The 12823-nt window shown below is 48.5% G+C and carries 17 protein-coding genes; 11 read left to right on the plus strand and 6 right to left on the minus strand.

Features of this window, described 5'->3' with window-relative positions; translation table 11 throughout:
- Window positions 1-134 precede the first annotated feature (134 nt).
- A complete protein-coding gene (locus B7982_RS15220; RefSeq protein ID WP_088660083.1) occupies window positions 135-377 on the minus strand; it encodes a type II toxin-antitoxin system RelE/ParE family toxin in 243 nt (80 codons plus the stop codon).
- On the minus strand, window positions 358-597 hold the full coding sequence (locus tag B7982_RS06680) for a type II toxin-antitoxin system prevent-host-death family antitoxin (RefSeq protein WP_088660084.1): 240 nt from the start codon (window positions 595-597) through the stop codon (window positions 358-360). Before B7982_RS06680 ends, B7982_RS15220 begins: the two co-directional genes overlap by 20 nt.
- 197 nt (window positions 598-794) lie before the next feature.
- Here B7982_RS06680 and B7982_RS06685 point away from each other — a divergent pair, with 197 nt between their 5' ends.
- The 4 genes from B7982_RS06685 (at window position 795) to B7982_RS06700 (ending at window position 3973) form a co-directional block, all read left to right on the plus strand.
- Window positions 795-1334 carry a flavodoxin family protein gene (locus B7982_RS06685; protein ID WP_088660085.1) on the plus strand — a complete coding sequence of 180 codons (540 nt, stop codon included), beginning with the start codon at window positions 795-797 and terminating at the stop codon, window positions 1332-1334.
- Window positions 1335-1369: 35 nt separating this feature from the next.
- On the plus strand, window positions 1370-1981 hold the full coding sequence (locus B7982_RS06690) for a DUF1349 domain-containing protein (protein WP_072827658.1): 612 nt from the start codon (window positions 1370-1372) through the stop codon (window positions 1979-1981).
- Window positions 1982-2140: 159 nt separating this feature from the next.
- Window positions 2141-3343: an alpha/beta hydrolase gene (locus tag B7982_RS06695; RefSeq protein ID WP_088660086.1), complete on the plus strand. Its 1203-nt coding sequence runs from the start codon at window positions 2141-2143 to the stop codon at window positions 3341-3343.
- A 105-nt stretch (window positions 3344-3448) separates the two neighbouring features.
- Entirely contained in the window at window positions 3449-3973 is a 525-nt protein-coding gene (locus tag B7982_RS06700; RefSeq protein WP_233138414.1) for a cyclophilin-like fold protein, read from the plus strand.
- A 371-nt stretch (window positions 3974-4344) separates the two neighbouring features.
- Here B7982_RS06700 and B7982_RS06705 read toward each other — a convergent pair whose 3' ends face one another.
- Together B7982_RS06705 and B7982_RS14885 are read right to left on the minus strand one after the other, a co-directional pair.
- On the minus strand, window positions 4345-4914 hold the full coding sequence (locus B7982_RS06705) for a sugar O-acetyltransferase (protein WP_088660087.1): 570 nt from the start codon (window positions 4912-4914) through the stop codon (window positions 4345-4347).
- Between the two features lie 322 nt (window positions 4915-5236).
- On the minus strand, window positions 5237-5380 hold the full coding sequence (locus B7982_RS14885; RefSeq protein ID WP_158212976.1) for a hypothetical protein: 144 nt from the start codon (window positions 5378-5380) through the stop codon (window positions 5237-5239).
- A 79-nt stretch (window positions 5381-5459) separates the two neighbouring features.
- On the opposite strand from B7982_RS14885, the gene B7982_RS15055 reads away from it, so the two are divergent.
- From B7982_RS15055 to B7982_RS06730, 6 genes are all read left to right on the plus strand, one after another.
- Window positions 5460-5633, plus strand: coding sequence for a hypothetical protein (locus B7982_RS15055; RefSeq protein WP_233138415.1), 174 nt, complete (start codon window positions 5460-5462; stop codon window positions 5631-5633).
- Entirely contained in the window at window positions 5609-6679 is a 1071-nt protein-coding gene (locus tag B7982_RS06710) for a carboxymuconolactone decarboxylase family protein (RefSeq protein WP_233138416.1), read from the plus strand. The genes B7982_RS15055 and B7982_RS06710 overlap by 25 nt, the downstream gene beginning before the upstream one ends.
- Window positions 6680-6823: 144 nt before the next feature.
- A complete protein-coding gene (locus B7982_RS06715) occupies window positions 6824-7210 on the plus strand; it encodes a flavodoxin (RefSeq protein ID WP_233138417.1) in 387 nt (128 codons plus the stop codon).
- Window positions 7211-7249: 39 nt separating this feature from the next.
- Window positions 7250-7891: a DUF4405 domain-containing protein gene (locus tag B7982_RS06720; protein ID WP_233138418.1), complete on the plus strand. Its 642-nt coding sequence runs from the start codon at window positions 7250-7252 to the stop codon at window positions 7889-7891.
- A gap of 20 nt (window positions 7892-7911) precedes the next feature.
- Window positions 7912-8337, plus strand: coding sequence for a hypothetical protein (locus B7982_RS06725; protein ID WP_144065930.1), 426 nt, complete (start codon window positions 7912-7914; stop codon window positions 8335-8337).
- Between the two features lie 90 nt (window positions 8338-8427).
- On the plus strand, window positions 8428-8829 hold the full coding sequence (locus tag B7982_RS06730; protein WP_144065931.1) for a hypothetical protein: 402 nt from the start codon (window positions 8428-8430) through the stop codon (window positions 8827-8829).
- A gap of 85 nt (window positions 8830-8914) precedes the next feature.
- Here the strand turns inward: B7982_RS06730 and B7982_RS06735 are convergent, their stop codons facing one another.
- On the minus strand, window positions 8915-10078 hold the full coding sequence (locus B7982_RS06735) for a hypothetical protein (protein ID WP_088660091.1): 1164 nt from the start codon (window positions 10076-10078) through the stop codon (window positions 8915-8917).
- Window positions 10075-10923 carry a TIGR02147 family protein gene (locus B7982_RS06740; protein ID WP_088660092.1) on the minus strand — a complete coding sequence of 283 codons (849 nt, stop codon included), beginning with the start codon at window positions 10921-10923 and terminating at the stop codon, window positions 10075-10077. The genes B7982_RS06735 and B7982_RS06740 overlap by 4 nt, the downstream gene beginning before the upstream one ends.
- A 166-nt stretch (window positions 10924-11089) precedes the next feature.
- Between B7982_RS06740 and B7982_RS06745 the strand changes: the two genes are divergently transcribed.
- Window positions 11090-12745 (plus strand): glycosyl hydrolase, encoded by a 1656-nt coding sequence (locus B7982_RS06745; RefSeq protein WP_088660093.1) that lies wholly within the window; start codon window positions 11090-11092, stop codon window positions 12743-12745.
- Window positions 12746-12823 lie beyond the last annotated feature (78 nt).

Consider the following 12823-nt stretch of genomic DNA (forward strand, 5'->3'; position numbering starts at 1 on the left):
TTAGTGCAAATGGCTGAGCTGTTCAATACGGGCTGAACTTCAATAAATCGGCATATTCGCAACATTTTTCAGACGCAGGAATTGTATGAAAATTCAACTTGTGCAAAAATTGCACAGGTTCGTTGTAACCAACATCACAATCCCAAAATCCTCAGATAGTCCATCCGGCTATTCAAAATTCGAATGACAAAAACTTTATCACGTTCGTTCCGGTAAAAGACCAAATACCCGCTGACAGAAAGGCAACGATACTTCGTCAAGCTATTTACCTTACCTCTTAACGAAGGGCCGATCTCGGGGAAAACGGCTAGGTTGTCAATGGCGTCAAGAATTTCAATGATTTTTTCATTTGCCGCCTTAATATTTTTTCCGCACATCAGCGGCGGAAAGCCATCGTCCCTGTTCAGCGGAGCGTTCGCCTTCGGCAAGAGCCTTCTGTAACTTCAGTTCGGCGACCATGCGTTCGTATTCCTTGATGTCTATTACAACGTAACAACCGCGACCGTTCTTGGTCAAAAAGACTGGAGAATCTTCGGTCACGTTCTGAAGAACTTCGTTATAATTGCGCAAATCAGAAACTGGCAAAATACAGGGCATGGGGAACCTCCTTTCCTAAAATACAAAATTTTAAGAATAATTACAAGTAAAATTCAACGAAAAACGTGCCGTATTACGAGTTTTCCGTTTCAAATCTATGCTTTTTAAACATATCTAGTTATGAAAACAAAGTATTTGCAATATCTAGAAAATGGAGGTATATTTGAACATGTAAAGACTTCAACCGAGAGGAACCTATGAAAAAAGTATTGGTCTTGTCCAGCAGCTTGCGCAAGGGGAGCAACTCCGAAACCTTGGCGCAGGAGTTCGCGAAGGGTGCCGCCGAGGCGGGCAACAAGGTGGAATTCGAGTCGCTACGCGGCAAGAAGATCGGTTTCTGCATGGGCTGCCTCGCTTGCCAGAAGAAGGGCAAGTGCGTCATCAAGGACGACGCTCCCGCCATCACCAAGAAGATGGAATCGGCTGATGTCATTGTGTTCGCGACGCCGATTTACTATTACGAGATGAGCGGCCAGCTCAAGACAATGCTCGACCGCGCAAATTCCCTCTATTCCAGCGATTACAAGTTCCGCGAGATTTACTTGCTCACGTCTGCTGCCGACACCGACGCGAAGGCCATGAACATCGCGAAGCGCGGCATTGGCGGGTGGATCGCTTGTTTCGATGGCGTGAAACTTAAGGGCGCCCTCTGCGCCACGGGTGCCGAAAGAGCCGGTGACGTCAAGAAGAATTCCGCACTCCTGAAAAAGGCGTTCGCCATGGGAAAGAAAGTTTAATAAGGGGTGATCAACTATGAAAAAAGGAATTCCTCATGAAGCAAGTTTTTGACACCGCCGACCTGAAATGGACTCGCGAACCTGCAACTTACAAAGTTGGCGAGGATGAAATTTGCATCGTGACCGATCCGCATACGGATCTCTGGCAAAGAACTTATTACCGTTTTCGCAACGACAATGCGCCGGTTCTTCAGATTGAAACGGAGGAAAAATTTTTCTCGTTTGTCATGAAGACAGACTTTTCTGGAAGCCATCATCGCTTCGATCAGTGCGGAATCGCTATGTATCTTGATTCTGAAAATTGGCTGAAAGCATCTGTTGAATACGAAAATGAAAAATTCCAGCATCTTGGTTCGGTTGTAACCAACCACGGTTATTCCGACTGGGCTACGACTGCTATCAGTGCCGAAATTAAAACGATGTGGTTCCGCTTTAGCCGTCGAGAAAGTGACTATTGCGTAGAATGCTCGCAAGATGGAAAAAACTTCACGCAAATGCGCATTTGCCACATGTGGGAAGGTGCTGGTAAAATCCGCTTTGGTATTTACGCTTGTAGCCCTGAAGATTCCTCGTTCTTGGCAAAATTTTCAGACTTCGCGTTGACGGAATGCCTGTGGAAAGCTCACGACGGCCAGCAACCTGATTGAATTTGTTTATTAAATATCCATGCCTAAAAAGCATAACAAACCATAGTAAATAAGCAATTGCTATTGTACAGGGAATAAATAATATTAAAAATGTAAAGGGAGATGTCCGCCTGCGCGGACATGACAAGAAGAGTTGAATTTTTAAATAGGAGATAAATCATGAAATCCAGATTCTTAAAAGCGGCGCTCGCCGTGGCTTCCGCATGCACCCTGATGGCATGCTCCCCCGAAAAAGTCCCTTCGACAAGCTCAGGGACCTTGTCGACAACAAAGCAGGCAACAGAAACTGCCTCCGCAGCACAACAGACAAAGGAAGAAAATATGAACAAGCTCACGCTCACCGCCGAATGGGACAAGGTATTCCCCAAGAGCGACAAGGTCGAACATTCCAAGGTCACTTTCAAGAACCATTTTGGCATTGAACTCGCCGCCGACATGTTCGTGCCCAAGGACACGAGCCTCAAGGTGAACGGCAAGTTCCCCGCAATCGCAGTCTCTGGCCCGTTCGGTGCCGTCAAGGAACAGTCCAGCGGCCTTTACGCCCAGCAGATGGCGGAACGCGGATTCCTGACCATCGCATTCGACCCGAGCTTCACTGGCGAATCGGGCGGCGAGCCGCGCTACATGAACAGCCCGGACATCAACACCGAAGACTTCATGGCATCTGTAGATTTCCTCTCGACCCGCGACAATGTTGACCCGGAACGCATCGGCATCATCGGCATTTGCGGCTGGGGCGGCATGGCGATTAACGCTGCCGGCATCGATACCCGCGTCAAGGCGACAGTCGCTTCGACCATGTACGACATGAGCCGCGTGACTGCAAACGGCTACTTCGATTCCGCAAACAACGCCGACGCCCGTAACGAAGCGCGCAAGGCACTGATGGCCCAGCGCACCAAGGACTTCAAGAACGGCACCTACGACCTGGCCGGCGGTGTGGTGGACCCGCTTCCGGACGACGTTCCTTACTTTGTCAAGGATTACTTCGCCTACTACAAGACCCCGCGCGGCTACCACAAGCGCTCTCTCAACAGCAACAAGGGCTGGGCCGCTTCCGCAGGCACCTCGCTCATGAACACGAAACTCCTCGCATACGCCGACGAAATCCGTAACCCGGTGCTCATCATCCACGGCGAAAAGGCTCACAGCCGCTACTTCGGCGAAGGCGCATTCGAAAAGATGACCGGCAAGAAGGTCAAGGTCCCTGCAAAGCTTGACCCCAGCAAGAACTGGAGCAAGACCGTCGGCAACAAGGAACTCCTCGTCATCCCCGGAGCCTCCCACGTGGACCTCTACGACAACCTGGAAAAGATCCCCTTCGAAAAGCTGAACGAATTCTTCAAGACGAACTTGAAGTAACTTGACTGATGTCATCCCCGCGTAGGCGGGGATCTCCTGTATTGTGTCATCCTGAGCGAAGTGCCGCAGGTACGCAGCCGAAGGATCTAAAAGAGGATCATGTTTATGAAAAAACTTTTCGCATTCATCGCCACTCTTTTGCTGTTCGCAGCTTGCTCTTCTGACGCGGCGTCGTTTGTCAAACCGTCGCAGCCTGAAGCTCAGACGCCGAAATCGTCCGCCAGTAAAACGCCCGGCGCAGAGCCAGCAAGTTCATCGGCCCAAACGGAGGCTCCCGTGAAACTCAAGATCCATGTGAACGACACCACCTTCACGGCAACGCTCGAAGAAAATTCCTCGGCCAAGGCCTTCGCCGAATTCCTCGCGCAGGGCGACATGACGCTTGACATGCACGACTACGGCAGCTTCGAGAAGGTGGCTGACCTGCCGCGCAGTTTCCCGCGCAACGACAAGCAAATCGACACCGACGCAGGCGACATCATCCTTTACCAGGGCAATTCCATCACCATTTACTACGACAAGAATTCCTGGAACTTTACGCGCCTGGCACGCATCGACAACGTAAACAAGAAACGCCTCCTGCAGATCCTCGGCAAAGGGAACGTGAAGGCGACATTCTCGGTGGAATAGATATATATTTAAGCACATGCCTGGTACACAACCTTGTGTACCGATGAAAGAGAAAAAATGCATAAACCTCTTGACAATCGCGTTCTGGCAACTTATATTTAGTGCACAAGTGTGTAGAAGTCGCAGGGCGATGTAGAACTTTGGTGTTGAAGCCCCCAGTAATGTTTAAGATTTTAAACACAAGTCCTTTATGATGGTCAAAATCGCCATTCTAAGCCACGGACTTATCCACAACACGAAAGTCATACTTTCCCGATTCATCGTTATACATACGGGCACTCATCATACCGGTGCCATTATCCATGCCTGGAAACGTCATGGATGCAATCTCATTGAAATCTATGCGCATGTTCTCCTCCAAAAACTGGAAGTTATTCTTCAATATTCTTTATGATTTTTGCTGGGTTTCCTGCAATCACCACATGATCAGGAAAAGATTTAGTTACTACAGAAGCAGCAGCGATTACCGTGCTATCTCCTATGGATACACCCGGAAGAATCGTGACTCCACCGCCGATCCAGACATTATCGCCAATGGTGACCGGCTTAGGGATACCAATCTTTTCTCTTCTTGATTCTGCGTCCAACGGATGACCGATTGCATATATACAGGTTTTAGGTCCGATCATACAATGTTCTCCAATCCGAATCGGAGCTGCATCCAGGAACACGCAGTCAAAGTTTATGAACAAGTCATCGCCCGCAAAGATGTTATATCCGTAATCACAATGGAACGGGGGCTTGATGGCTATCCTCTCCCCGCAGTGCCCGAATAGTTGTTTTAACAATGCTTTTCTTAAGGACTCATCTTCCGGAGAACTATTAAAACGAGAACAGAGGATACGAGCGTTTTTCTTATCCTCCATGAGCTGCGGGTCATTTGTAAAAAAAGATTCTCCATTTGTCATTCTTTCTCGTTCAGTTTTCCTGCATTTTTCCATCATTCCCTCCACAAATCCCGATTTGTCTTAGTCTATTACTAGCCGATTATATTCAAGATTTTGTAATTTTAGTTACTTTTGTATGTGATACCCGCCGTCTGCAAATACAACACATCACTATCTTTCAGCATCTGCTTGAATTCTTGTGAAATCACTCGCATAATAGACCTCCAATAACAAATATATACTAATACTAATTGGCGATAAAAGGCAAGTCGCCGAACTCAAAGGCAAAGTCCAAAAGAAGGCTATAGAAGCATTCATCTGACAAATACCTTTTTACAGAAAAAGATGTTCCCTTTTGAATCCATCTTTTCATATTTTACTCCAAATCAACGACAACTTCATCATTTTGATAGAATTTTAAAGGTTGAAGATGTTTTACTTCAATGTTTATTTCCGCAGTTTCATAGGCAAAATTGTTTACAAAAGTGCGTTGGCGGGCTTCACTATGCGTTTCGCGCATACTGAGCATGAAAACTTGGTATTTTGCGAGGTTTGCACAATTATTTATATTAAAAGCGTAGAAAGAAAAGGAACAAACTATGAAACTAGGGACGATTATGACGATGCTTGGTATGGGTGCGGTGCTTGCCGCATGTGACTGCTGTCCGCAAGACGGGGCGAAGACGCTTTCGCAGGACAAGGAACTGCGTGCCGTGATGGATACGAGGTTCCGGCGGCGACTCCGCTTGTGGAAAAGCGCGAGGTGGAGTTGATTCGCCTGGTGTCGCTTGTGACGCAACAGTCGGGCGATCTTTTGCAAGAAGAAGTGGCGACGGCGCTTGCGCAGGGGCTAGCTCCCGAAGAGATTCTCGAGGCGATTTACCAGTGCGCCCCTTACACCGGGTTCCCGCGGACGGTGGATGCTGTGGAAATTGCCCGCAGCGTGTTCAAGGCGAAGAACGTAAAGGTGGACGAAAACCGTGCAACGGTGACGGCGCAGTCCCGTTTGCAGGCGGGTGCAGACGCGCAGGGAACGCTGTTCGGCCAGACTTTCCGCGACATGGCGAAAAACGGTAAGAGCGGTATGCCGACTATCAATTACTTCTTGGCGAGCAACTGCTTTGGCGATTACTACACCCGCAAGGGGCTCGACCTGAATACTCGCGAACTCTTGACGATGGCGATTCTCGTGAACCTGGGAACGGAGCCGCAGCTCAAGGCGCATATCGGCGCGAACCTGAAGATTCGCACGGCCGAATACGTGGAACAGGCGATTTATAATTGCTTGCCGTATTGCGGTTATCCGCGCACGCTGAACGCGTTGCGACTGCTCAAGGAAGCGGTGGCGGAGGCGAAGGCTGGTGCTGTAAACGCGGCGGACACAAAGGTCGCTGAGCAAGGTCGAAGCGTGCCGGGCAAAGACTGGAGCGTGTTTCCGGTGGGCAAGCCGAACGATGCCTACGCCAAGTTTTTCGTGGGCAAGAGCTATCTCGACATGATCAGCAAGGAACAGGTGGGCGTCGGGAATGTGACTTTTGAACCGGCGTGCCGCAACAACTGGCATATCCATCATGCAAAGAAGGGCGGTGGCCAGATTCTCATTGCGACGGCGGGACGCGGCTACTACCAGGAATGGGGCAAGCCGGCGGTGGAACTGAAGCCCGGCGACGTGGTGAACATTCCAGCTGGCGTCAAGCATTGGCACGGGGCGGCTCCGGATTCCTGGTTCCAGCATTTGGCGATTGAAGTCCCTGGCGAAGGTGGTCGCAACGAATGGCTTGAGCCCGTGAGCGACGAAGACTACGGGAAGTTGAAATAAAATCGGGCCTAATGACGCGAATGGTTTTGCTCATGAATACGTTTAGGTTGTTGGCTTGTGCGATTTTGTGGTTCTCGGCGGCGTCGCTTGCGGCGGCACCTGCGCCCGAGGGATTCGTGCTTATCAAGGGCGGGACTTGAACTCGTGAAGCCCTATTCCGACGACTACAACACCGTCTTGAAACAGGCGCAGAACGACCAGCACAAACAGGCGCGCCCGGCCCTCAAGAAAAAGCCCGACGCAAAGAAGTGGGCCGATTACGAAACGATTATCATCGGTTACCCCAACTGGTGGGCAAGTATTCCGATGCCTATTGCGACTTTGCTCGAAAGTTACGACTTTACGGGCAAGCGGATTTTGCCGTTCTGCTCCCACGGTGGCGGGCGCTTTGGCCAGAGCATCACCGCGATTGCGAAACTCGCGCCCAACGCAAAAATCGGCGAAGGCCTTTCGGTGCATTACTCCGGCGGTTCGAGTCTCTCGAAAGATGTGGCCAAGTGGCTCGAGAAAAACGGCGTGAAGACGAAATAATGTATATTCCTTGATATGCCTATTTCCGCTAAAATTCGTATGCCACTTGATATCGCGATGACGGTCGCGACGCTCGTGCTGATGGGCGGCAATTACTTCTTTGAATCGACTGCCGTTCACGAGATTCTGGGCGTGGTGCTGCTTGTTCTGTGGGCGGTGCACATCACGCTGAACCGGCGATTTTTCCTTTCGCTGTTCAAGGGCCGCTACAACGTATTCCGCATTTTGCAGGCAGTCGTGAATTGCGGAATCCTTTTGTGCGCGATTTTCCTGATGGTAAGTGGCATCATGCTTTCGAACCACGTGTTCGCCTGGCTCGGGATTGAATCGGGCGCAAGTTTTGCCCGCACGGCGCACCTGCTTGCAAGCCACTGGTATTACGCGCTCATGTCGCTCCACATCGGGCTGCATGTGAGCCTGATTGCAAACCGCTTGGGACTTGCTGGAGCATTCAAGTCAAAGGCGGCGCTTGTCGCAACCCGCGTGGTTGCCGTTCTTGTGGCGGGTTACGGAATTTACGTCTTTGTGATTCGCGGGCTTTGGAAATACTTGTTCCTGCAGCAGTCGTTCTTTTTCTTTGACACGGAACGCGGCTACGCCCTCTTTTTCGTGGACTATATCGCCATCGTCGTGTTGTTTGCCGTCGCGGTGCATTATGTGGCAAAACTCATGAAAGCGTAGATTTGTACATTATTAGTACAATGAAGCGTATTAAACAAAACATTCTTTCGATGATTGCAGTCGCGTTATTCACGATTCTTTCTGCTATTGTCGAGGGTTCTTTTGTTTACGATTACGGCGCTGAACTTGGTCAGGTTGCAGAAAGTGAGAAAGTTTTCACTGCTCACGATTTTGCCGATAATCCGTTATACCTGTCACGCGAATCAACAGCGGATGCTATACTGCTTACGCGCAGGTCGGGCCAACAGGTTTCATTGCGAACATCGCGAAGCAGCAGCCTTCAAGGCTATGGCGGGCGCAGTTCGGCAACGTCCAAACAGGCTACACCGTTGGCGACTAAAATCGCGCGGTCAACTATTTGCATTCATTGCGGCTTCCCTTTACCGCTAGTTTATCAAAAACCTAAAGAATATTACGTTTACACGCTAGAGCGAATACTCTGTTAGCAAGTTCTTTCTCCAAGCCTTAAACACTAGTAAATGGCCGCGGCCCTTACCGGGTGCGCGACATCATTCATTTTAAAAAAGAGAAAGAACATGGAAAACATTTCCAAGATGGAGATGGCTAACGCCCTCTTCAATAAGCCCTATATCAAGACTAAAAAGAAGTTTTTCGGTTTCAAAACCAATGTCACCTACACTAAGACGAATTCACCCGTTGTGGGAATATGCCTGGAGTTTAGCCCCACGGAAGGGCAAAAAGTCCAGGCGATTGTCGAAGCGTCTTTGGAATCTCTGGATGCAACAATTCAAAGAGAGGGGCGGCCTAAAACAAGCGACAATGGAAACCTCCGGCTGAATCTTTGCTATTCGCAGGACCGCGAATTTGTGGCACTGCACTTGCAGCAGTTTTCGGGATTTGAATACCATACACTAGGTGAAATCCGATTTGCTGAAGGTGACGAGGCGCATAAACTTCTCGCCGCTTTCATGAAATAAACGGACATATCGTCAAAAAGGCTCCCTCGGAAACGGGGGGCCTTGATGCCGATGCCGCTATAGCATAACCAATCGCAATAATCGTTTATTTGAAATCAATTCCTTCAAACACGATTTTGTCAACTTCTAGATAAGTTCCGCTTCTCATAAAAATGCTAAACAGACCGATTTCGTGAGAAATCTTTTTCCACTCCACTTGATAGGAGCTTTCTTCAAGAACTTCCTTACCGGGGTGCAAGATGATTTCATTCCAGTTTTCAGCCGCTTTGGCCTTCCATAACGATTTTTTAAAGGTATTTTCTCCAACTTCACGGTAATGTTCCAAAGCGATATTCAATTCACAGTCGCCTCTTACCGTAAGGCGAATCGCCGTGAGATTGCTCAGGTCGAAAAATCCTGTATCAAGTCCTAGATGAGTTCCGAGCAAAACGAAGCCTGTATCTATTGCGAATTTAACAGCGAGATACTTTCCATGATCGTTATCTTCTTTTAATACGGATGAGAAACTTTCAGCACTATCAGGTATTGCAAAATTCGCTTTGCCAACAGCATTAAAATACCATCCGTAGTTAGGATAAGTTTTGGCGAGGTTATTCAAACTATCTCCATCGTCAAAGTCTTCGAAAACATACTCAACAGACTTTCCTGGAACAGGAACAAGCGTATCTGCGGATTCGTTTGGCGCAAGCGCCACTTCTGCGACGGTCGAATCTCCAGCAACAATAGTAAAGGACCCTGCCGGCACATGCGCAAACACATACTCGCTACCGAAGCGGTTTGCAAAATAGGGGGTCGATTCCAGTTGAACATTTTCTAACAGGCCTTCGATTTCTTGGGTCGAAACGCCAGTACGTACAATGAGCGAAGCCGAAGGCAACAATGCAATTTCCTGAACCGAGGTATCTGCAAAATCGACCGGCGACCAACTCATGAATGCGGAATCTTCGCCCGCAAGGGCTTCTACAAAACAGCCTTGGTCTGTGCAGATGCCGAGTTTGTCATTAAAAGAAACTCGTCCGCTTGAATCCGAAAGGGCGCTATCAATGACCGAGAAGGCATCTTTTGAATACACCTTCATTTGTGCGCAAGCGAACGGCTTATTTAAACTGTCAACGACGTTGAAGGCAATTCCATTTGTCGTTTCACTTGTGGCACCTGCGGTGTTACTTTCTGAACAACCTAAAAACAGCGACAGGCAAAGCAAGGCGCAAAACGAAACACAAAACGAAGTTTCCATACCTTTTTTCATTGTTCTTCCTTTTTCATCATCGGAAACAACTGAAAGTTTAACTGATAAACGCTATCGCAAATTTGCGGAGGCATCGCATTGACTACGTTTACGATGGCTTTTCTCGTTTTGGCGAGGATTTCACGAATTTTATCAATTTGTCGCGAATCAAGAGCCATCGTGAGCGTGCTGATGTCGCGCTTTTCTTTGGGTGTGTTTTGGATGGATTTGCCGGCCAGTTCCGCAATGCTGCTTTGGTAATCGCTGATACAGGCACTCAGCCAGTGTTCCATAGTCTTGAGATGAGCTTCGGTCGGAACCACGCGACCGTCATTGCGGGCATGCGCAAGTCCGAGCTGCAACAAAGCATCGACAGCGTTTTCTACTTGCGAAGCGGAAAGCTTTGGAATGCAGCATTCCCCAAGGGCGGCAGCATCTTGTGTACCGCGATAATTGAATACATCGAGCGCCGAGCGGATCATCGGATAATACCATTGCTGAAAATAGCGGTACCGGGCTTCGTCGAGTTCTCGGCTGGCTGCAGGTCGCATTTTTTGAAGCGTTTCAAAATGGCTACGCACATCCTCATCGTTTTTCGCCTTGCCGTAAGCAATCATTTCGCGGAAGTATTCCGCCTTAGCATCCTTGAAATGGAAAAAATTAACGAAAACATCTATGCATTTCGGAGAAATGTGGCGTTTACCCTGCAATATTTTCAAAAGCAGGCTTGCGTCCATGCCAACCGCCGCAGCAAACACTCGATAACTGAACGAGGAATCCAGCGATTTTTCGAGTTCATAGAACTCTTGCAGGAACTTGCGGTAGTCCGAATAGTCGTAGATGTTGATTTTGTTTTTTGCAAACATAAAGCGTCTCGCCAGATATAAAAAGCCCTATTTGAAAAATCGCTTCATTTCCTGGCGTCTCGTAAAAAAAATATACAATTCGTGGACATTTTTGTCCACACCATTCGAAAAAAACAATTGATAAATATACTTGGGGAATATAATTTCGTAAAATGGAGGAACCCCTATGATTAAAAGAAAAAACTTCATTATTTTGATTCTTGCTCTTTCGAGTATGGCATTTGCAACTAAGTACGAAGCTGAAGCAGCGACTCTTTCCGGAGGAGCAAAAAATGTCAACGCATCCGGAGTTTCGGGAACAGGTTATGCCGACTTGCAAGAAGGAAATATTTCTTTTAATGGAGTCACCGCAGAGAGTGCGGGCAAGTACCAAGTGACCATCCATTACAAGGCCGGAGATTTCAAAGCAAACTACTTGAAAGTAAACGGCGCAACAGCAGGCACCATCGACTTTAACGCCACCACTTCGTGGGCGGACGTCACGACAGTCGCTACACTTAAAGCCGGGACAAACACAATCTCTATCGAAAAATACTGGGGCTGGATTAGCGTGGACTATATTGAGGTTGAGCCTTATCATTCCTCCCCTTTCAAAATATCCGCAACACCGGTTACCCCGAACGCCACCGAAAGCGCCGTCAAACTCTACAGTTTTTTGCGTGAAAACTTTGGCAAAAAGACGATTAGCGGCATGATGACCGGCGACATGAGCGGTTACACCATGGGAGCCGACTTCAAGACGCACGACGACGTGAAATACACCTACACGCGCACAGGAAAGTACCCGGCTCTTGTCGGGCTTGATTTCTTGTTTGCGAGTGGCCCGAAGGCAAATGAAAGTTGGAACAAGGAATACACGGACAAGGCAATTTCCATCGCGAAAGGCCTTTGGAAAGCGGGCGGCATCCCTGCATTCACTTGGCACTGGAAAGATCCGCTAGACAAAAAAGACGCCTTCTATATCCAAAGTGCAGCAAACGGAGGCGAATACACCGATTTCGATTTCTCTACAGGTTTCAAGCCAGGCACCACTGAATGGAATACCGAAAGTGCTGCTTACAAAGGAATCGTAGCCGACATTGACCACATCGCCGATTACTTCCTTGAATTGCAGAAAGAAGGTGTAGCGGGAATCTTTCGCCCCTTGCATGAAGCTGGCGGAAAGTGGTTCTGGTGGAGTATTAATTCCGGAGAACAGTTTGCAGCCCTCTATCGCCTCGTCTATGACCGCATGGTCAAAGTCAAGGGTGTAAAAAACATGATTTGGGTCTATAACCCTGAAGGAAGTACCGTAAACTCTTGGGATCCGGGTAGCGAATACTATGATATTCTCTCCATCGACATCTACAATAGCGCAAACGACCATTCCAGTAACGCTAGCGCCTTTGACAAATTCAAAGGCGCATCGAAAAGCACGAAAATTATCGCACTCAGCGAAAATGGTCCCATTCCCGATGTGAACAACATGCATACCGACGAAGCCGTATGGAGTTGGTGGATGCCGTGGTACAGCACCTGGAGCGGAACTTGGCCCGGCCAAACAAAAGATGGCGTTTGGAAGAGCAACATGAATGACGAGCGTATCATTACTCTCGAAGACATGCCAGGTTGGGACAAGTACATAGCAATAACCAAGCCTGACACAAGTACCACCAGTATCGCAACCATGCCACGCATGGCCGGGACTGCAACCACCGTTGGGATTTTTGACATGAACGGTCATTACTTGGGAATCACCACACAAGGACTTCCGCAAGGGCACTATGTTATACGTAAAAAGATTCAAGGACACATTGTGAATACGGTGTATCTCAAGAAATAAAATTATTGGGTGTAGGGCGACGCGACAAAAGAACATTACGCATTCACGCTAAATCGGATGTCGAAAACTCGGCATCCG

Source organism: Fibrobacter sp. UWB2 (genome assembly GCF_002210425.1).
Lineage (GTDB): Bacteria > Fibrobacterota > Fibrobacteria > Fibrobacterales > Fibrobacteraceae > Fibrobacter > Fibrobacter elongatus.